General features: G+C 62.1%; 14 protein-coding genes. 12 read left to right on the forward strand and 2 right to left on the reverse strand.

The window, feature by feature from the left end:
• Positions 1–2: 2 nt before the first annotated feature.
• Both tssB and tssA read right to left on the reverse strand, forming a co-directional pair.
• Positions 3–512 (reverse strand): type VI secretion system contractile sheath small subunit, encoded by a 510-nt coding sequence (tssB, locus tag AC1D2Q_RS04035; protein WP_102614536.1) that lies wholly within the window; start codon positions 510–512, stop codon positions 3–5.
• 80 nt (positions 513–592) lie between these two features.
• A complete protein-coding gene (gene tssA, locus AC1D2Q_RS04040) occupies positions 593–1,630 on the reverse strand; it encodes a type VI secretion system protein TssA (RefSeq protein ID WP_477812331.1) in 1,038 nt (345 codons plus the stop codon).
• Positions 1,631–2,035: 405 nt separating this feature from the next.
• Between tssA and tagH the strand changes: the two genes are divergently transcribed.
• The 12 genes from tagH to tagQ all read left to right on the forward strand — a co-directional run bounded on the left by tagH (position 2,036) and on the right by tagQ (position 19,260).
• Positions 2,036–3,472 (forward strand): type VI secretion system-associated FHA domain protein TagH, encoded by a 1,437-nt coding sequence (gene tagH, locus AC1D2Q_RS04045; protein WP_477812332.1) that lies wholly within the window; start codon positions 2,036–2,038, stop codon positions 3,470–3,472.
• A 75-nt stretch (positions 3,473–3,547) separates the two neighbouring features.
• Positions 3,548–4,054 carry a type VI secretion system lipoprotein TssJ gene (gene tssJ, locus AC1D2Q_RS04050; RefSeq protein ID WP_477812333.1) on the forward strand — a complete coding sequence of 169 codons (507 nt, stop codon included), beginning with the start codon at positions 3,548–3,550 and terminating at the stop codon, positions 4,052–4,054.
• Between the two features lie 15 nt (positions 4,055–4,069).
• Positions 4,070–5,404 carry a type VI secretion system baseplate subunit TssK gene (tssK, locus tag AC1D2Q_RS04055; RefSeq protein WP_305410547.1) on the forward strand — a complete coding sequence of 445 codons (1,335 nt, stop codon included), beginning with the start codon at positions 4,070–4,072 and terminating at the stop codon, positions 5,402–5,404.
• 6 nt (positions 5,405–5,410) lie between these two features.
• Positions 5,411–6,709: a DotU family type VI secretion system protein gene (locus AC1D2Q_RS04060; RefSeq protein ID WP_477812334.1), complete on the forward strand. Its 1,299-nt coding sequence runs from the start codon at positions 5,411–5,413 to the stop codon at positions 6,707–6,709.
• Positions 6,706–10,206 (forward strand): type VI secretion system membrane subunit TssM, encoded by a 3,501-nt coding sequence (gene tssM / locus AC1D2Q_RS04065; protein WP_477812335.1) that lies wholly within the window; start codon positions 6,706–6,708, stop codon positions 10,204–10,206. The genes AC1D2Q_RS04060 and tssM overlap by 4 nt, the downstream gene beginning before the upstream one ends.
• On the forward strand, positions 10,203–10,853 hold the full coding sequence (gene tagF, locus AC1D2Q_RS04070; protein ID WP_064621130.1) for a type VI secretion system-associated protein TagF: 651 nt from the start codon (positions 10,203–10,205) through the stop codon (positions 10,851–10,853). The genes tssM and tagF overlap by 4 nt, the downstream gene beginning before the upstream one ends.
• A gap of 12 nt (positions 10,854–10,865) precedes the next feature.
• Positions 10,866–11,585, forward strand: coding sequence for a PP2C family protein-serine/threonine phosphatase (locus AC1D2Q_RS04075; RefSeq protein ID WP_026345928.1), 720 nt, complete (start codon positions 10,866–10,868; stop codon positions 11,583–11,585).
• Positions 11,582–14,614 carry a serine/threonine-protein kinase gene (locus tag AC1D2Q_RS04080; RefSeq protein WP_477812336.1) on the forward strand — a complete coding sequence of 1,011 codons (3,033 nt, stop codon included), beginning with the start codon at positions 11,582–11,584 and terminating at the stop codon, positions 14,612–14,614. Before AC1D2Q_RS04075 ends, AC1D2Q_RS04080 begins: the two co-directional genes overlap by 4 nt.
• Positions 14,614–15,330: an ABC transporter ATP-binding protein gene (locus AC1D2Q_RS04085; protein ID WP_477812337.1), complete on the forward strand. Its 717-nt coding sequence runs from the start codon at positions 14,614–14,616 to the stop codon at positions 15,328–15,330. Before AC1D2Q_RS04080 ends, AC1D2Q_RS04085 begins: the two co-directional genes overlap by 1 nt.
• On the forward strand, positions 15,330–16,526 hold the full coding sequence (locus tag AC1D2Q_RS04090) for an ABC transporter permease family protein (RefSeq protein ID WP_305410542.1): 1,197 nt from the start codon (positions 15,330–15,332) through the stop codon (positions 16,524–16,526). Before AC1D2Q_RS04085 ends, AC1D2Q_RS04090 begins: the two co-directional genes overlap by 1 nt.
• A complete protein-coding gene (locus tag AC1D2Q_RS04095) occupies positions 16,519–18,246 on the forward strand; it encodes a formylglycine-generating enzyme family protein (RefSeq protein WP_477812338.1) in 1,728 nt (575 codons plus the stop codon). Before AC1D2Q_RS04090 ends, AC1D2Q_RS04095 begins: the two co-directional genes overlap by 8 nt.
• Positions 18,247–18,330: 84 nt before the next feature.
• Positions 18,331–19,260 carry a type VI secretion system-associated lipoprotein TagQ gene (gene tagQ, locus AC1D2Q_RS04100; protein WP_477812339.1) on the forward strand — a complete coding sequence of 310 codons (930 nt, stop codon included), beginning with the start codon at positions 18,331–18,333 and terminating at the stop codon, positions 19,258–19,260.
• The last annotated feature ends 822 nt before the right edge of the window (positions 19,261–20,082 follow it).

Here is a 20,082-nt window from a genome sequence, read left to right on the forward strand (position 1 = left end):
GATTAAGCCTGAGGCTCGGCGGGCTTGGGCGCACTGGCAAGTGCCTGGAGCAGCGCCGGATCCTTGATGGCCTTCATGATGATTTCTTCGGCACCGGTCTTGCCGTCCATGTAGGTCAGCAGGTTGGCCAATTGGGTGCGCGCTTCGAGCAGCTTGTTCAGCGAGTCGACCTTGCGTGCCACGGCGGCCGGGCTGAAGTCGTCCATGCTTTCAAAGGTGATGTCCAGGCTCAGGTTGCCTTCGCCGGTCAGCTCGTTGGGCACGTTGAACGCGACGCGTGGCTGCATGGCCTTGAGGCGGGAGTCGAAGTTGTCCACATCCACTTCAAGGAACTTGCGATCGGCCACAGGTGCCAGAGGCTCGGCGGGCTTGCCGGCGAGGTCAGCCATAACCCCCATCACGAAGGGCAACTGAACCTTTTTCTCGGCGCCGTAAAGCTCGACGTCGTACTCGATCTGCACTCGAGGCGCACGGTTGCGCGCGATGAATTTCTGAGAACTTTGCTTCGCCACGTTGCTGCTCCTGGTCGCTCAAGCGACGGTGTTGGCGTCATCGGTGGTGCCGGTGACGTGACTGCGTGATCCGTACGCTTTTATTCGCTGTCTGGTCCGCGCAGGTTTTCAAATTGGCTCATGCCGTCGGGAATCAGGTTGCGCACGATCGCCGCGAAGTCGGCGTGCACCAGATTCTTCGCCCGGTTCAACAGCACCGGCAGCGGGCTGGAGGGCTCATGACGGGTGTAATACGCAAGAATCCGGTCCAGGCTGCGCAGCACGTCATCGCGGTTATTGATTTCGCCGCTGCTGGCGTTGGCGTTGGCGTTGCGCGACGCGCTTGGCGCGGTGGGGTATTCAACCGGCGCGGCACTGTCGTCGCTGATGGCATCGGGCAGGGGGCTGTCGCCGCTCTGTGGGGCGAACTGGCCGAGAATCTGCAAGGCCATTTTGAGCGGTTGCTTCAACGGGCCAAGGTCAACGCCCTGGGCGGAGCCGACTTGTTCGCTGACGTGTAGCTCGATGGCCTCGGCGGCGCTACGGGCCTCGTGCAAGGCTTTGCGGATGATCTCCAACTGTTCGGGATCGCTGTCGAGGAACGCTCCGGCGAGTTGTTCGGCGCCGAGGTTTTCGTCAGGGAAGCTTTGCAGGCCGCTGGCGTTGGCGGCGGCGCGCAGGCTGACAGCGCCAAAGGTTCGCGAACGGGCCAGGATACTTTCGCGCAGCAGGCGAATGGTGGCATCGGACGCCAGGCCGGCAAGGGCGTTGATACGCACGGTGGGATCGTTGTCGTCTTCGGCATCCAGGCGTGGATGCAGGTCGGCCCAGTATTGCTTGAGCAATTCGCTGATCAGCGTCAGGACGCGGGCCAGGCCGGTGACACCTTCCAGGGCAAGGGAGCTTTGCAAAAGGAAATGGGTGATACGCAGGTCTTTGCTGCGTTGCAACAAATCCAGGCTTTGCTGCTGGATGCTGCGCCATTCAGGCGGTTCGGCAGGCAATATCGAATCGCCCATGCTGCGCTCGGGCTGGCCTTGGGAATCGCGTTCCAGGCGCAAAAAATCCGCGTCGTATTCCAGATCTTCGCCACAAGGCGAAGTCGCGGAAACGGCGGCGAGCAGCAAAGGCACTTCCACTGAATTTGATCTCCCTATCGCCCGCGACAGAGTCGGGCAGTTCACACGTTAGTTCCAAGTGGAACTTCGCATGTTTCCTTGCGTGTAATGGCCCTTTGGATCCTCTATGATCTTAAAGTGCCATCATTGTTATTCAAGAAAGTTGTTCATTTTTGGTGTAGTACTTATGGCTTGTCAAGGTAAGCTATTTCTCCTGTGTGACAGATGTGAGGTGCTTAACAACCCTCGCGACCGGTAGGTCCAGGAAGGCACTGACGCAGGTTTTTTGTCACGTAAACCGGTTAAGATCAGCAAACATGCTGGTAAAAAGTCGTTTTTGAGGTTGTTTGCAAGGTTTGTCGGCGAGTTTCGCAGGGATTGACCCCCTCATTCGCCGGCGCGCAAGGTGTGCAGCAAGGAGGCAAGATGCCGCTGTGTTTGACTATCACTAGTTATCACAAGATTACCCCTGGTCAATGCTCTGAAAAATCCATGGATCGGGGAGCGTTGGCAATTGGCCGTAATTCTGATAATGACTGGGTATTGCCCGATCCAGAGCGCTTGGTTTCCGGAAAGCATTGCGTTATTCAATATAAAGATGGCCGGTATTATTTAACCGATAACAGCACTAATGGTGTGGAATTGGTTAAGGCCGGCATTCGTCTGCGCAAAGGAAACAGCGAGCCATTGCAAGATGGGGAAGTTATCCGCATAGGTGATTATGAAATCCAGGCGCGCATCGATTTCAATCTGCCGGTGACTGACAGCAACCCTTTTGCCGATTCGTCCAACAGCTTCGAGGCTCTGATGGGGCGTCAGGGCGCCGTCGTGGCTACGCCGACATCGTCGCCCATGACACCACCTGCACATTTCCAGGGTGTGTCGGCCATGGACACGCTGCCGGACTTGTTCGACTTTCTGGCACCGACCACCGTCCCGCCGGCCACCCAGTCCGACCATGTCCCGGCTGAGCAGCACGACTTCCGCCCACCGACCCCGATCCCCCACCCGACGCCCATGGCCGAGCCTGTGCCGCTGGCGTCGGCCCCAGCCCCGGTGATTCCGGAAGATTGGGACCTGTTCAGCGACAAGCCCGCGCCAGTGGCGGTTGCGCCCCTGCCTGTCGCCCCCTTGCCTATTGCAGAGGTTGCGCCGCCGGTGCCTCAAGTCAGCGTACCGGTCGAGGCACCGGTCGAGCCGCCACCACGGCACGAACCGCCCGTGGCCATCGTCGAGCATCCGGTCAATCCGCCCGGCCCGGCCGACCATGCTCAACCCGACCTGTTGCAAGCCTTTCTGCGCGGTGCCGGGCTGGATCAGCTGCGCCTGGACAAGGCCCAGGCTGAAGCGCAGATGGAAAGCATCGGCCGCAGTTATCGGCTGATGGTCGAGGGCCTGATCGATGTCTTGCGCGCCCGCAGCAGCCTCAAGGGTGAGTTCCGCATTCAGCAGACGATGATTCAACCGGTGGAAAACAACCCGCTGAAATTCGCTCCCAACGTCGATGAAGCCTTGCTGTTGCTGTTGCGTCACAGCAATCAGGCGTTCATGGCGCCGGACCTGGCGGTGCGCGACAGCTTTGATGACTTGCGCGCCCACCAGTTGGCGGTGATGGCCGGTGTAGAGGCGGCGATCAAACATCTGTTGACGCGCTTCGAGCCCTCGCAACTGGAAGAGCGGATGGGCAAGCCCGGTGGCCTGTCGAGCCTTTTCAATGGCTCGCGACAGGCCCAGTACTGGCAGCAGTTCACCGAGCTCTACAGCAATATTTCCCGTGAGGCCCAAGAGGATTTCCAGGACCTGTTCGGTCGGGAATTCAGCCGCGCCTACGAAGAACACAGTACCAGGCAACGCCGCCGCTGAGCGTGGCCGTTGCATAACGGCATTCAGAGCAAAGAACGGAACAACGGATAGCTGAAACGTCATTGAGGACGCAGGATGATTCACAGGTTTTTACTCGCAGTCGCCACCGCGCTTCTGCTGACCGGGTGTGCCAAGGAGGCCACCAAACCCCAGCCCGAAGAGGCTGAGGCCGACACGGCCGCCGTCGAGTTGCACTTTCACGCCATCGCCGGGCTCAACCCCGGAGCCACTGGCCAGCCGGCCCCGGTCCGGGTGCGCATTTTCGAATTGAAAAATGCCGCCACCTTCGGTCGTTCCGATTATTTCGCACTGGTCGAACGAGCCCAGGCGACGCTCGGTGCGGATCTGATCGACCAGGACGAAGTGCTGATCCAGCCTGGCCAGCAGTTGAGTCTGCAGCGTGACCTCGATCCGGCCACCCGCCATATCGGCGTGCTGGTGGGGTATCGCGAGCTGGATCAGTCGCTGTGGCGCACGGTGATGAACGTCCCGCCGCGCCAATACACCGAATACCAGATCAGCCTCGACGTGCGAGCCGTGCGCAGCGCCGTCGCGGTTCCCCCATCCAGCCCTGCCCAATAAGTAATCGGAGCCCTCATGTCCTGGAACAATCGCGTGGTCTGGTCGGAAGGCATGTTCATTGGAACGCAGCACTTCCAGCAGCATGACCGTTACCTGGAGAACCTCATCGACGCCCGGAGTCGACCATTGTCGGCCGGGGCCTGGGGGTTTTCAGAGTTGCTGATCGACCAGGGCCTGCTGGCCCAGGGCAAACTGGCGATCATCTCGGCGCGGGGCCTTTTGCCGGATGGCACGCCATTCAACATTCCCCAGGATGACCTGGCGCCGAGCCCGCTGAATATCGATGACAACCTGCGCGATGGTTTGGTGTACCTGGCCTTGCCGCTCAAGCGCGCCGGCGCGCGTGACACCGTTGACGAAGGCGAGGCCCTGGGCGCTGCGCGCTATGTGAGTCAGGTGCGCGAAGTACGGGACGACAACGCGCCGTTCGAAAACCAGGCGCCGGTGGCCGTGGGTTCGAGGGCACTGCGATTATTGGTCGCCCAGGATGGCATCAGCGACTACGCGGCCATCGGCCTGGTGCGAATCAAGGAGAAACGCGCCGACCGCGCCTTGGTGCTCGATGACACTTACATCCCGCCGCTGCTGGATGTGGTCGCCTCCACGCCCTTGGCTGCGTTTCGCAACGAGCTACTGGGCCTGCTTCATCAGCGTGGCGAAGCGCTCGCTGGGCGGGTGGTGGCGTCCGGTGCCGGCGGTGCCTCGGAGATTGCCGACTTCATGCTGCTGCAACTGGTTAACCGTGCCCAGCCGTTGATCCAGCACTTGAGCCACTTGAGCCCGTTGCATCCCGAGCGGTTCTACAGCGAGTTGGTGAGCCTGGCCGGGGAATTCTCGACTTTTACCGCTTCCGGGCGGCGACCGCAGGAATTCCCGCAGTACCAGCATGATGACCTCGCGCTGAGTTTTGCGCCGGTGATGCAAGCCCTGCGTGAAGCGCTGTCGATGCTGATCGACAGCAAGGCCACGCCGATTCCGATCGTCGAAAAAGCCTATGGCATTCATGTGGCCATGCTGGCTGACAAGACCCTGCTCGACAACGCCAGTTTTATTCTGGTGGTGCGCGCCGATGTACCTGCCGAGACCCTGCGCAGCCGCTTCGGCCTGCAGAGCAAAATCGGCTCGGTGGAACACATTCGCGACATGGTCAACCTGCAATTGCCGGGCATCGGTCTGCTGCCGCTGCCGGTGGCGCCACGACAGATTCCATATCACGCCGGCTCCACCTATTACGAACTCGACCGGGGCAGCGAGCATTGGCAACAACTGGCCAACTCCGGCGGTTTTGCGTTCCACATCGCGGGTCAGTTCCCGGGGTTGAACCTGGCTTTCTGGGCGATCCGAGGATAAACCGCGATGAATAACGACGATCGTACCCAGTTCATGCCGACACCCGGTGGCCGTGGCGCCGAGCCGGCCCGCCCGGACCCTGGCCGCGCCCAGCCCGCGCCACTGTCGATGCCGGCCGCGCCGCTGTTGACCGGCAAAGCTGAAGGCCTCAACCCCCTGGAGAGCGCCGCGGGTCCGCTGCTGGCTTTGCTGACCCGCTTGCGCAACACCATTGCCCACCCGGCACCAGCGAGTCTGCGGGCGCAACTACTGGCCTACTTGCGCCAGTTCGAGGAGCGCGCCGAGGCCGCCGGCGTGGTGCGCAACGATGTGTTGCTGGCCCGCTACGCCTTGTGCACCGCCCTGGATGAAGCGGTGTTGAGTACGCCGTGGGGTGGCACCGGCGACTGGGGCAAGCAGAGCCTGCTGATCACTGTGCACAACGAAGCCTGGGGTGGCGAAAAAGTGTTCCAGCTGCTGGAACATTGCCTGCAAAGCCCCCGCGAACGTTTGTATCTGTTGGAGCTGTTGTACCTGTGCATGTGCCTGGGTTTCGAAGGGCGCTATCGGGTCATGAATGACGGTCGCAGCCAACTGGAGGCCTTGCGTGAGCGCACCAGTGCGGTTATCCGCAGCGCCCGTGGCGAATATGAGCGTGAACTGTCGCCCCATTGGCGCGGCGTTAGCGTGGCGCGCGACCGGCTGGCGCAATTCATGCCGCCATGGATCGCGGTGGCCATCGGTGGGGCGTTGCTGCTGGCTCTGGTGTTCGGCCTGCGCTTGAAACTGGCCGCCGATGCCGAGCCGGTGTTTAAAAACATTCATGCGCTGGGCGAGATCCCGGTGCAGGCCATCGACCGTCCGGTGGTGCAGCCGAAACTGGTCGAGCGGCCACGCCTGGCCGGTTTTCTCGCTGATGAAATCAAGGCCGGCCGGGTGGCCGTGGAAGATGCCGTTGACCGTTCAGTGGTGACCATCCGTGGCGATGAGCTGTTCGCCTCGGGCAGCGCCAGTATCGTCGACAATTTCCAGCCGCTGATGCTGCGCATCGCCGATGCCATTCGCAAGGTCAAGGGCCAGGTCCGGGTGACCGGCCACAGTGACAATCGCCCGATTGCCACCTTGAGGTTTCCATCGAACTGGGCGTTGTCCGAGGCGCGGGCCACTTCGGTGCTGCAAATCCTTTCGGCCAAGACCGGCCAGCCCGAGCGCTTCAGCGCCGAAGGCCGCAGCGACACCGAGCCGTTGGCCTCGAACGCTACGACCGAGGGCCGCGCACGCAATCGTCGGGTCGAAATCACAGTGTTGGCGGAGGGGGTCGAGTGAAGGCGTTTCTCAGTTTTATGACCCGATGGGTCATTCCGTTGCTGGGGCTGATCGCCCTGAGCCTGATCATCTGGTTTGTCGGGCCGCTGCTTGAACTCCTGGTGCCCGAAGGCCGGCGCTGGGCGCTGATCATTCTGCTGTTCGCGGTGTGGATCGCCTATCGGGTGTTTCGCATCATCCAGGCCCGCCGTCAGGCCGCCGAAGTCATGCGCAGCCTGGCGGCGCAAACCCCGCCGGACCCGACCAGCATCGCTACGGCCGAAGAGCTCGAAACCCTGCGTCAACGTATGGACGAAGCCCTGACGCTGTTGAAGAAAGCCAAGCTGGGCGGTGACGAACGACGCAATCTCTACGAATTGCCGTGGTACGTGATCATCGGCCCGCCGGGTTCGGGCAAGACCACGGCGCTGGTCAACTCCGGTCTGCATTTTCCGTTGGCCGCGCAGTTGGGCGCCGGTGCGGTGCGCGGCGTCGGCGGTACGCGCAATTGTGATTGGTGGTTCACCGACCAGGCTGTGCTGCTCGACACCGCAGGCCGCTACACCACTCAGGACAGCGACGCGACGGTCGACAAGGCCGCATGGCTGGGCTTTCTGGGGCTGTTGAAAAAACAGCGGGCCCGTCGCCCGATCGACGGTGCATTTATCGCCATCAGCCTCTCCGACCTGTTGCTGGGCAGCGATGCCGAACGCGCCGCCCATGCCGCCGCAATACGCCTGCGCATTCAGGAGCTGTACACCCAACTGGGCGTGCGTTTCCCGATCTACCTGATGCTGACCAAGCTCGATCTGGTGCCCGGGTTCATGGAGTATTTCGACACCCTGAGCAAGGAAGAGCGAGCCCAGGTCTGGGGCATGACCTTCGCTCTGGATGACGGCAAAAGCAATGACAGCCCGCTGGCCCATCTGCAAAGCGAATTCGCCGGTCTGGAGCAACGCCTGAACGATCGGCTGGTGGAGCGCTTGCAGCAGGAACGCGACCCGGCGCGACGCGATCTGATCTACGGTTTTCCACAGCAGTTCGGCGCGTTGAAGGATTGTCTGCAAAGCTTCCTTGAGGGCGTGTTCAAACCCAACGCCTTTGAAGAGCGGGCGCTGTTGCGCGGGGTGTATTTCACCAGCGGCACCCAGGAAGGCAGCCCGATTGACCGGCTGATCGGCTCCATGGCCCAGAGCATGAACCTGGACCGCCAGCACCTGGTGCGCCAGAACGGCACCGGGCGCAGTTACTTCATCGAAAAGCTCTTCAGCGCCGTGGCCTTTGCCGAGCGTGGGCTGGTGGGGGTCAACCCGAAAGTCGAACGTCGACGCAAGTGGATCGCCCAGGGCGTGCTGGCCTCGACCGTAGCCTTGGTGCTGGTGGTCGGGACCTTGTGGTGGGTCAGCTACCGCGCCAATCAGGCGTATATCGCGCAAGTCGATCAGAAAGTCGTGCCCCTCGGCCAGGCCGTGCAGAACCTCAGCCCGGCGCAGCGGGACGTGCTCGCCGTGTTGCCCTTGCTCAACGCAGTGAAGCACTTGGCCGATGATGCGCCGAACTGGGCCGAAGGCCTGGGTCTGTATCAGGGCGACATGCTTGAAGCCGAGTCCGGCAGCGTCTATCGCAAGCTGTTGATCGCGGTCTTCGCGCCGCGCTTGCTCACGCGTATCGAGGAGCAACTGCACGGCGGCGGCAATTCGGACTTCCTTTACGAAGGCTTGAAGGCCTACCTGATGCTCGCCGACAGTGAGCATTACGATGCTGATTTCATCAAGGCATGGATCGCCCTGGACTGGGACCGCAGCCTGCCGCGCGACTTGCCGGCCGAGCAGCGCGTTGCCCTCGGTGAGCACTTGCAGGCGCTGTTCGAACGCCATCCGCCCACCGCACGTCTCGACCCACGCCTGATCGACGATTTGCGCCGGCAGTTGCAACAGCTGCCGGTGGCTCAACGTGTCTACGACCGGATCAAACGGCAGAAACTGCCGGACGGCATTGCGGACTTTCGTCTCAACGAAGCGGCCGGGCGCGATGCTGCGCTGGTGTTCAGCCGCAAGAGCGGCAAGCCGTTGGGAGATCCCTTGAGTGGCTTCTTCACGGCCAAGGGTTACCGCCAAGGGTTTTTGCTCACCAGCCTGAACCAGACCGGCACCCTGGCCGAGGAGCAGTGGGTGCTCGGTCGCGATCAGGCAGAACAACAAAACGTCGCCAGCCTGGCTGCCGATGTGCGTCGCCTGTATTTCCAGGATTACCAGCGCCAGTGGGACGCCTTGTTGGCTGATATCGACTTCGTGCCGATCACCAGCGTGGCCCAGGCCGCCGATGTGCTGCGGGTGATTTCCGGGCCGACCTCGCCGTTGAAAAAACTGCTGGTGGCGGTGGCGAAGGAAACCGACCTGCAACAGGAAGAACGCCTGCTGGCCGCCAAGGGCGCACCGGTGGAGGGCGGGGTCGACAAGCTCAAAGAGCGCCTGGGCACCTTGCTCGGCCAGGAGCAGGCGATGCAAAACACACCTGAGGCCAGTGACGATCCAGTCACCACGCATTTTGCCGAACTCAACCGCATCGTCAGCAAGAACGAAGGCGAGCCGGCAGCCATCGACGGCCTGCTGGCCGACATGAACGCCCTGTATGTGCAGGTCAGCGCCATGGTCGGTGCCAGCGGCGACGCCTTGCTTGGCGAAGCCAAGAACCAGGCCGCAGCGGCGGCGACGCGGGTCAGCCTCAACGCCGAGCGTCAACCGGCGTTGGTGCAGGGCCTGGTCAAGTCGGTGGTCAACTCCACCACCAACAGCATGATGGGTGGAGTACGCAATCAACTGAACGCTGCCTGGACCAGCGAAGTGGTGAACATCTATCGCCAGTCCCTGGCCGGGCGTTATCCGATGTCGCCAGGCAGTGCACGGGACGCGACCCTCGACGACTTCGGTCAGTTCTTCGGTGTGGGCGGGGTGATGGACAACTACTTCCGCAAATACCTGCAGCCCTACGTGGATACCTCGACCCAGGCCTGGCGCTGGCAACCGGGCGCCGCGCAGAAGCTCGGCATCGCCCCGGGCGTGCTGCAAACCTTCCAGCGGGCAGCGACCATCCGGGATGCGTTTTTCCGTTCCGGCGGTACCCAGCCGATGGTGCGCTTCGAACTCAAGCCCGTGGCCATGGATTCCACCATCACTCAGTTTTTGCTCGACCTCGACGGCCAGCAATTGAGCTACGACCACGGACCTAGCCGTCCGACCGCCATGCAATGGCCCAACCCCGGCAGCATCGGCGTGGTGCGGATCTCGATCATGCCGCCCACGGCCAGCGGTCGGTCCGGCATCACCCTGGACGGGCCCTGGGCCTGGTTCCGCCTGCTCGAACAATCGGACCTGACCGCCGGCAACTCGCCGGACCGCTTCAACCTGCGGCTGCGGGTCGACGGCGCCAGCGCCTCTTATGAGCTGCGGGCCAACAGCGCCTTCAATCCGTTCAAGAGCCGTGTGCTCAGCGGTTTCAGCCTGCCGGAGCGTTTATGAGCACGCCGGGCTTCTATGGAAAGTTGGCCAGTCGTGGGGACTTCGTCAGCCGTGGCTTGCCGCAGAGTTTTATCGGCCCCTGGGATTCGTGGCTGGCGGCGGGGTTGCTCGCCAGCCAGAGCCTTGGCGACCGTTGGCTGAATGCCTATCTGGTCAGTCCGCTGTGGCGCTTTATGGTCGCGCCCGGTGTGTGTGGGCCGCAGGCCGCCGTGGGGGTGGTGATGCCGAGCATTGATCGGGTTGGCCGGTATTTTCCGCTGACCGTTGCGGTGCTGCTGGATCACGACGCTGATCCTGCGTCGGTGATAGGCGGTTCGGATATCTGGTTTGAACAGGTCGAGCAATTGCTGTTGAGCACCTTGAACGTGGAGGCAAGCTTCGAGGCCTTCGGTGCAGGACTGGAGGCGCTGGGCAGTCCGGCTTATCTGCGACGCACCCCGAGCGGTCGTTTTGCCGGTCTGCACCGCTTTGATGTCACCGATCCGCAGGCGCGAATGATCGCCCTCGCCGAACAGGCCTGCGAAGGGGCCAGTGTGTGGTGGGGCCAGGGTTCGGAGCGCATCGCCCCCGGTTTATTGCGGTGCCAGGGCCTGCCGGCCGCCGCTGACTTTGCGCAATTTTTGCTCGGCCAAGAAGGTGTTGTGTAGATGTGTTCAAACGTGGGAAGGACCCTCAAGTCTGCAAGCAAAAGCCATGTCGGCATGGTCCGCCAGGTTAACGAAGACGCTTGCCTGGACCTGCCGCAAAAAGGCCTGTGGGTGGTCGCCGATGGCATGGGCGGGCACGCGGCGGGCGACTACGTCAGCAGTCTGATTGTCGACAGTCTGCGTAGCATTGCTGTGGGCCGTTCGCTGGATGAATACGTCGCGGCGTTGAAAACCGACCTGCTGCGGGTCAACGCCGCCGTGCGTGAAGAAACCGCCAACCGCGGCGTGACCATGATGGGCAGCACGGTGGTGGTGATGGCGGCGCGTGACTTGCGCGGGGTGTGTCTGTGGGCGGGTGACAGCCGCTTGTATCGCCTGCGTGACGGCCGACTCAAACGCATCTCGCGGGACCACAGTTACGTCCAGGATCTGCAGGACAGCGGCCTGCTCAGCGAAGCCGAAGCCCGGGTGCACCCGCGGTCCAATATTGTCACCCGCGCCATCGGGGTCCAGGCACAGCTGGAGCTGGCGATGGTCGAGTTGCTGTTGAAGCCCGGCGACAGTTACCTGTTGTGCAGCGACGGGCTGAACAAGACCGTTGAAGATCATGAGATCCGCGAGGTGCTGGGCCACGACGAGCCAGGAGAAATCGCCAGCAGCCTGGTATCCCTGGGCCTGATGCGCGGCGCTCCGGACAACATCACCGTCATCGTCGTGAAGGTGCCTTCATGAACCTCACCGCGAACATTCTGATCCCGGGCTACGACATCGACGGTGAGATCGGTGAGGGCGCCATGGCCAGCGTTTACCTGGCGACCCAACGCTCGCTGGAGCGCAAGGTGGCGTTGAAGGTCATGGCCGCCGCGCTGGCGGCCGACCCGAGTTTCTGCGAGCGTTTCCTGCGCGAAGGCAAGACTCTGGCGCGCCTGTCTCACCCGCATACGGTCACCATCCATGACATCGGCAATGTCGGTGAGCTGTATTACATGGCCATGGAATACCTGCCCAACGGCACGCTCAAGGAGCGCATTGCCGCCGGCCTGACGCCGGAACAGGGCCTGATCTACATCCGCCAGATCGCCTCGGCCCTGGGCTATGCCCATGGGCTGGGGCTGGTTCATCGCGACGTCAAGCCGGCGAACATTCTGTTCCGCGCCGATGGCACAGCGGTGCTCTCGGACTTCGGCATCGCCAAGTCGCTGGACGACCGCACCCAGTTCACCCAAGCGGGTTTCGCCGTCGGCACGCCCAGCTACATGAGCCCGGAACAGGCGCGCGGCCAGGACATTGACGGCCGGGCCGATCTTTATGCCCTGGGCGTGGTGCTCTATGAAATCCTCGTCGGCAAACTGCCTTACACCGGCAACGACGCGCTCTCTACGGCCCTGGCGCATTTGACCGAACCGCTGCCGGAGCTGCCGGTGCACCACGGTCGTTATCAAGAGGTGCTGCGCAAGCTGTTGGCCAAGGATCCGGCCGAGCGTTTCCCGGATGCAAAGGCGTTGTTGCAGGCGCTGGATAATCTGCCCGGGGAATCGGTTGAAGCGACCACGATCCGGCCGTTGCCCCTTCCGGTGGGCAATGACCTGGCGGGACTGACGCCGGTGTCTATCGACATCCCGACGAGCCCCGCACAGCCACAACCTCAAGCCAAGCCTGTTGCGCCGACGGCGAAGTCGACGCCGCAATCCCAGGCCTCGGAGCAGCGCAAGGGACCGGTGTTCGCGCTTGCCGCTGTTGCGGTAGCCGTGGTGCTGGCTTTGGGCGGCGCGGGTTATTGGTGGCTGTCCGGTGACGTCGAAACGGACGCCAAGGCGCCAGTGGCTTCAGTGCCTCCGGTCAAAACACCGCCGCCAGCCGTGGCGCCACCGGTGACCCCCCCTGTGGCGACAGAAGTCGATAATGGTCAGCGTCCATTGCTGATGGCCGGCAAGAAAACCTTGTTCCAGCGGGTGCTCAGCAAGCCGGGAGCGAAACTCGCCAGTGAACCGGGGGCCACACCTGACAAGGCCTTGCCGGCATTTTCCGTGCTGTACGTCTATCAGCGCCAAGAGGTGGCCGGCAGCCCGTGGCTACGCGTCGGCGTCGCCACCGACGGGCGCAGTGACGGCTGGTTGCCAGCCGAACAAGTCAGCGACTGGAAGCAAAGCCTGGTGCTCAAGTTCACCGAACGCTCCGGCCGTGCGCCGGTGATGTTCCTGCGTCAGCCCGGCGAAGTGGAGCGGCTGTTGGCCGATCCGTCGGCTGCAAAAAACCTGTTGCTCAAGGCCCAGCAGAACCGTGAAGACAATCAGCAGGTGCTGGCCCTGGAACCGGCCGCCAGCGCGGTGCCGCAGAACCAGTTTTACCTGTTACCGATCTTTGATTCGCGTGAGAGCTTCGATGAAAACGGCCAGCCGGTGCAGTTGCTGAACGTGGCGTCCATCGATCCCGGTAATGCACCGCAGGCCACTGCCGGCAACACTCCGATCAGCGCCGCCAATGCTGACGCATTCCGCACCGCTGTGGTGTTGGTCGTCGACACCACGGTGTCCATGCAGCCCTACATCGATCAGGTCCGTGACGTGGTGCACCAACTGCAAACCCGCATCGCCGAGCGGGGCGAGCTGGACAGTGTCAGCTTTGGCCTGGTGGGGTTTCGCAACAGCATCCAGAAAACCCCGGGCCTGGAGTACGTCGCCAAAACCTTGATCACCCTGGACCAGGGCCGCGACCCACAGCGCTTCATGGACCTGGCGCGGCAGGTCAAGGCGTCCACGGTCTCGAGCCATTCGTTCAATGAAGATGCGTTCGCCGGCGTGATGGAAGCGGTCGAGGGCATGGACTGGTCCGGTTATGGCGGACGCTTGATTCTGTTGGTCACCGACGCCGGTGCATTGCGCAAGAATGACCCGTATGCCACCACGCAAATGAACGAGGCCGAAGTGCGTCAGGCCGCATTGGGCAAACAGATCAAAATCTACGCCTTGCACCTGCTCAGCGATGCCGGCAAGAAAACCCATGGCGGTGCGCAAAGTCAGTATCGCACCCTGACCGCCGACGCCAACCCGCAGATCGGCGATCTGTACATCCCGGTGCCGGGCGCCGATGTGCGCAAGTTCGGTGAGCGGGTGGACGAGATCGGTTCGGTGTTTGCCGACCTGGTGCATCAGGTGCGCAGCAACAAGTCGCAAACCGTGCCGCTGCTGAGCGCTGCGCCGAGCCTGGCCGACAAATCGGCGGCCGTCGGCTACGCGATGCACATGGACTTCCTGGGGCGAAAAGCCGCCAGCCAGGCGCCGCAACTGGTCAGCGCCTGGACCGCCGACCGCGACCTGACCAACCCGGCCCTGCCGGCGTTCCAGGTGTGCGTGATGCTGACCAAGCTGCAGCTCAACGACTTGCAGCAATCGTTGAAACTGATCGTCGACGCTGCCCGCAAGACCCAGACCTCACCGAAGAATTTCTTCCAGGAAATAGCCAGCGCCAGTGCCTACATGAGCCGCGATCCCTCGGCCTTGCGCAAGGGCGGCAATCTGGCCGATGGCGGGGTTCTGGGTGAGTACCTGGAAGGGCTGCCCTACCGCAGCAAGTCGCTGAACATGACCCAGGATTTGTGGCTTTCCCTGAGCGTGGCCGAGCAGGAGGACTTTATCGACGAACTGGACTCGAAAATCCGCCTCTACGAAACCTTCCACAACGACCTGGCCAACTGGGTGCGTTTCGGCGATGCCGAACCGGGTGATGCCTTGTATCGCGTTCCATTGTCGACGCTGCCGTGATGCTGAACATGAACGCAGTACACAAAAGCCGGGGCGCCGGTAGCCAGCGCTACAGCCTGGTGATTCCACGGCTGCAACTGCGTGCCGGTGAGCAACTGGCGGTGGTCGGTCCCAGTGGTTGTGGCAAAAGCACGTTGCTCGATTTGCTGGCGCTGGTGCTGGCGCCGGATCAGGCCGGGCAGTTTGATTTTGCGTCCGGCCAAACCACGACGGACATTGCCGGGCTGTGGCGCGCAGATGCGCAAAGTGCCCTGGCGAACCTGCGCAGCCGGCACTTGGGTTACGTGCTGCAAACCGGTGGCCTGCTGGATTTTCTGGACGTGCGCGGCAACATCGACCTGTCGCGCCAACTGCTCGGCTTGAAAGACGACGGCAGCGTGGATCGCCTGGCCGGGGCGTTGGATATCACCGATCAACTGGGCAAAAGACCGTGCGACTTGTCCGTCGGCCAACGGCAACGGGTGAGTTGTGCCCGCGCCCTGGCCCATGGGCCGCGACTGCTGTTGGCCGATGAACCGACCGCTGCCCTCGATCCGCTGAACGCGGAACGCGTGATGCAGTTACTGGTGACCCAGGCTCGTGAACACAGCGTGTGCTGCGTCGTTGCCACCCACGACGAGTCACTGGCCCGCGCCAGCGGTTTGCAGGTGCGACGCATCAGTTGTCATCGCGACGTCGATGGCGGTGTCACCGCCATCCTTGGGGAGGCCTGCTGATGCGCGGCGCGCTGGTGGCTTCCCTGGCCTGGCAGGATTACCGCAACGATGCCTGGCTGTCGGCCTGCTCGGTATTGGCGCTGGTGGCGGTGATCGCGCCGCTGCTGGTGCTGTTCGGTTTGAAATTCGGCCTGGTCAGCAGTTTGACCGAGCGCCTGGAAAACGACCCGGCCACCCGGGAGATCATCCCCTTGGGTGGCGGCCGGTTCAGTGCCGCGTTTATCGAACAGTTGAGCCAGCGCAGCGACGTGTCGTTCGCCTTGCCGCGCACCCGGCAGATTGCCGCGACAGCGGATCTGACCGCTGGCGCTTCGACGGTGACTGTGGAAATGATCCCCACCGCCGCCAACGATCCGTTGCTCGGCAGTCTGCCGATGCCCCAAGGGCTGGATCAGGTGCTGCTCAGCCAGACCGCCGCCGAAAAGCTCGGGGCCAAGGCCGGTGATTGGTTGCAGGCCAGTTTTGGCCGGCAGGTGGCCGGTCGTGGCGAGGCGCAGCGCACTCGCGTTCAAGTTCTGCAGGTTCTGCCGCTGGAAGCCTTCGCCCGGGACGGATTATTTGCGCCGTTGACGTTACTGGAGGCGGCTGAAGATTACCGGGATGGCCGCGCCGTGCCTGCGTTCGGTTGGCCAGGTGATGCGGTGGGCGCGATGGAGCAGCGGGTGTATCCGGCGTTTCGCCTGTACGCCCGCAGCCTCAAGGATGTCGAACCGCTGCGTCAGTACTTCGCTGCGCAGAACCTGCTGGTCTCGACCCAGGCCCAGGCCATCGCCCAAGTGCAATCGCTGAGCCGCAACCTGTCGATCGTGTTCTGGATCATCGCCGGATTGGCCGTGGCGGGAGCGTTCGCGGCGATTTTTGCCGGGGCGCTGGCGGCGGTCGAGCGCAAGCGTCGAGCGTTATCGGTGCTGCGCTTGCTGGGGTTTTCCACGGCGGCGTTGCTGTTGTTTGTGGTGGTGCAGGCGCTGTACAGCGCCGGCCTTGCCGCCCTGTTGAGTGCCGGGCTGTATGGCCTGGCGCAATCGGGCCTGAACCATTTATTTGCGCAGATGCCGGGCGAATACGCCAGCCATCTGCTGGCGCATCACTACGCGTTGGCCCTGGCGGCAGTGCTCGGCGTCAGTGCCGTGGCGGCGCTCTGTGGTGGCTGGCGAGTGGCGCGTATCCAGGCGTGTGAAGGAATCCGAGATGTATAAGTTATTGGGCGCCGCCGTGGCGCTGAGCCTGGCCGGTATGGTCTGGGCTGATGAAGGCACCGACAAGCTGGACAACCCCAAGCCGTTGCCCGATGACGTCAGCCTGCCGCTGCCGTGCGAAGGGCAGATGGTGTTCCGTTACGTCTACATCCTGGCCCAGGGCAGTCTGGACGACCGCGAGATCAGCCTCGGTTACCCGTTCAGCGAAGGCGAGGCCGGTTATCAGCAGTCGTTCATTTCCGGTTATCGCCGGGACTTCATCAATGGCCAGTTCACCCTCAAGGATCTGCCCAAGGACTGGAGCAAAAGCATCACCCCGTTGATGCCCAAGACCGACGCCAACACCCCGCTCAAACCGATGCTCTATTTCATCGGCAAATACGAAGTCACCGCCCGCCAATACGCTCAAGTCATGGTCCAGGCGCAATCGTTGGCCAGCGGCGAGCCGGCGCCGGCTTGCGAGGCGTTGCAGGCTGAAATTCCGCAAGGCATGGCCGGGCGTTTGCCCAAGGTGAAGCTGTCGCGATTCGACGCTGAGCGCTTCTCGGCGGTGTACAGCGCCTGGCTGATGAAATACCACAAGGACCTGCTGCCGGTGAGCGGTCGCGGCACCTCGGCAGAGGAGGGCGGGCTGGGTTTTGTGCGCTTGCCGACCGAAGTCGAATGGGAATTTGCTGCCCGTGGCGGGCAAGCCGTCAGCCGTCAGGACCTGGAAGGGCGCCTGTTTCCCCGGCGCCTGGACGGCAGCGAAAGCGACGGACCGCTGGCCGATTGGGCGGTCTTCAATCAGGTCGCCGGCGGCACCGGTCAGGCCGCGCGGTTGATGCCGATCGGCACCAAACTGCCAAACCCCATTGGCTTGTTCGACGTGATCGGCAACGCCGCCGAAATGGTCCAGGAATCCTTCCAGCTGGTGCACGCCGGACGCCGCCAGGGCACCTACGGCGGCTTCGTGGTCAAGGGCGGCAATTACCTGGAAGGCGAGGGCACCTTGTTCACCGGGATGCGCCGCGAGTACTCGCTGTTCGCCGCCGACGGCACCGAGCAAAACAACGAAACCACCGGGTTCCGGGTCGCGATTGGTGCGTTGTCGGCGCCCCGTTCGCGCTACAAGGAACTGTTTGCCCAATGGCAGAAAGAAGGTCGGCTGGCTTCGCTGACCGATGCCATCGACGACGCCCAGGACCCGACCAAACGCCTGGACAGCATCATTGCCGCCAGCGTCGATCCGCGTTTGCAAGCCGAGCTGGGGCTGGTCAACGAAGAGCTCAAGCGCAACGTCTCGCTCATCGCCCAACAGCGCGAGGAAGCGGCCRGCAACCTGATCCAGTCGGCGGCCCTGGTGGCCGAGACCGTCAACAACTACAACATTCGCCTGACCAATTTGCAGAAGAGTCGCCAGCAGGCCGTGGACGCCAAGGACGAGGCCAGCGCCAAGCTGTTCGCCATGGCCATCGACAACGGCCGCAGCGCGCTTGACGGCGCGGTGGCGATCTACATCGACAACCTGGCGACTGGCACGCGCTACACCGATGCCGTGATCCAGGCGCAGTTTCAACGTATCAAGGAAGAGTTGGAGCGCAAGCCGGTACTGGGCAAGAGCCTGGTGACGCGCGCGACGTTATTCGTTCGCCATGTCGGTGATTATCGTCAGCAACGACGAGCCGACCCGGCGGCGATATTGAAGGAATTGCTCGCATCGAACGCCCAGCGGTCTTGATCGTTCGTTGTACAGCGAGCTTGGAAGGGACTCAGGCGGCGATGGGCCGTGCTGAGCTGGTCAAACTTAAACGAGAACACAACTATGCTTTCCTCCCGTAAAGCTTTTGCTTCGGTTTCCAAGCGTCATCTGCTGCTGATTGCCGTCGGCTTCAGCACTGTACTGACCGGTTGCGCTACGTCGCCGACGTCCAAGGTCGCCTCGAGCACCAAGGTCGAGTACTACCCGAACTGCTACGAGCCGGTGCAGCACCTGCGCGCCACCGATTCGAACATGACCAAGTCGGTGGTTACCGGTGCGGCGGTCGGCGCTGTCGGCGGGGCACTGTTGGGCGCCTTGACCGATTCCGAGAACCGTGGCCGCAATGCCGCCATCGGTGCAGCGGGCGGTGCCCTGGCGGGCGGCGCGGTCGGTTACTACAACGAGCGTCAGAAGCAGATCGCCGATGACAACCAGCGCATCGCGTCCTACGCCTCCGACGTCAACAAAAGTGCTGCCGACATCGACCGCAGCACCGCGTACGCCAAGGCTTCGCAACAGTGCTACCAGAGCGCGTTCACCAAACTGGTCGCCGACCGCAAAGCCAAAACGGTCAACGACACCGAGGGCCGCAAGCGCCTGGCAGAAATCGTCGCCGGCCTCAAAGAGTCCAACGACCTGATCGTTGCGGTGAACGGCAAAGCCAGCGAAGACCTGAACAACTACACCCAGGCCTACGAAAAAGACCTGCAGCAAGTAGGCGTGCAGCGCACCGACGTGGTCACTGTGGCGACCGCCGATACCACACCGGTCGTGACCCCGACCAAGGGCAAAAAAACAGTGAAAGCGGCGAAAAAACCGGTGCTGCCAACCGTGCCGAAAGAAGCGGTCACCACCGAGAAAACCCTGCAGACCGCACAAGCCAAACAGGCGGAAAGCAAGCAAGTCGCCAGTGCAGGCACCACTCAGGTCAACAGCATGTGCAAGAACCCGGACCTGGGCGACTGGGCACCGGTACCTTGCCCGAATGTTTGATTGAGTTTTCTGTAGGGCTTTGATCATTCCCGCGCGCTGCGTGGGAATGATCTGTACTGGCTACGCTTGGGCGCTATGCGCCGCCATCTCCTGCGCTGGCAAATGATCCAGCGCTCGCTTCACCAGCAACTGCGAGTTATCCGCCATTCTGCTCAACACCAATTTACATCCCTGCCAGCTTCCATAGGGGATGCCGAGTTCGAGCAAGCGCAAACTACCCGGCACGCTTACACGCGAACAAAAGAATGATGTCGGACGCCACCGGAAAGTACGTCAGAGTTTTCCGCGTTTCAGAATGTTGCGTCAGCAATGCGCGAAGGGCTTTCGATACTTTTGTAAGAAATTTGAGGCGAACAGAATATGTATTTAGAGAAATGGATCAAATACAAGGCGCCATCATTTTGACGGAACCTTGTATTGCTTATTGTCTGTCACTGCTATGTCCATAGATGACTGTAACTTTTCGGAAACCTCCTACATTTTTCATTTTTTATTTTTGTCATGCTGGCCTCCGCTTCAGACGTGAATATTCAGCGGTTACTGCCGGGTTTGATAAACCGCTCTGGCCCAATGGTTACGGGGGCGATGCATCGAGGTAGGAGGGTTAAAACCGACGTCAGGGAATCCCCTGTCACATATAGGGAGATCTCCTACAAGCAACAGGGACGGCACTGTCTTGTTGTTTAATCGGGTGCTTGCTAATGGCCATCATTGTGATTAGGATGCGCGCACTTTAAAGAGCGCGAACTCAATTGGATGAGACTCATCGCAGCTCTTTGATACTGTCCGGCACCATTGCAACTCCAATGGCCGTATGACTGT

It is taken from the genome of Pseudomonas sp. P1_A1 (assembly GCF_056406935.1).

Excerpts from the sequence above, each read along its gene's own strand:
- tagH (WP_477812332.1), top strand. The coding sequence starts at position 2,036 with ATGCCGCTGTGTTTGACTATCACTAGTTATCACAAGATTACCCCTGGT.
- tssJ (WP_477812333.1), top strand. The coding sequence starts at position 3,548 with ATGATTCACAGGTTTTTACTCGCAGTCGCCACCGCGCTTCTGCTGACC.
- tssK (WP_305410547.1), top strand. The coding sequence starts at position 4,070 with ATGTCCTGGAACAATCGCGTGGTCTGGTCGGAAGGCATGTTCATTGGA.
- AC1D2Q_RS04060 (WP_477812334.1), top strand. The coding sequence starts at position 5,411 with ATGAATAACGACGATCGTACCCAGTTCATGCCGACACCCGGTGGCCGT.
- tagF (WP_064621130.1), top strand. The coding sequence starts at position 10,203 with ATGAGCACGCCGGGCTTCTATGGAAAGTTGGCCAGTCGTGGGGACTTC.
- AC1D2Q_RS04080 (WP_477812336.1), top strand. The coding sequence starts at position 11,582 with ATGAACCTCACCGCGAACATTCTGATCCCGGGCTACGACATCGACGGT.
- AC1D2Q_RS04085 (WP_477812337.1), top strand. The coding sequence starts at position 14,614 with ATGCTGAACATGAACGCAGTACACAAAAGCCGGGGCGCCGGTAGCCAG.
- AC1D2Q_RS04090 (WP_305410542.1), top strand. The coding sequence starts at position 15,330 with ATGCGCGGCGCGCTGGTGGCTTCCCTGGCCTGGCAGGATTACCGCAAC.
- tagQ (WP_477812339.1), top strand. The coding sequence starts at position 18,331 with ATGCTTTCCTCCCGTAAAGCTTTTGCTTCGGTTTCCAAGCGTCATCTG.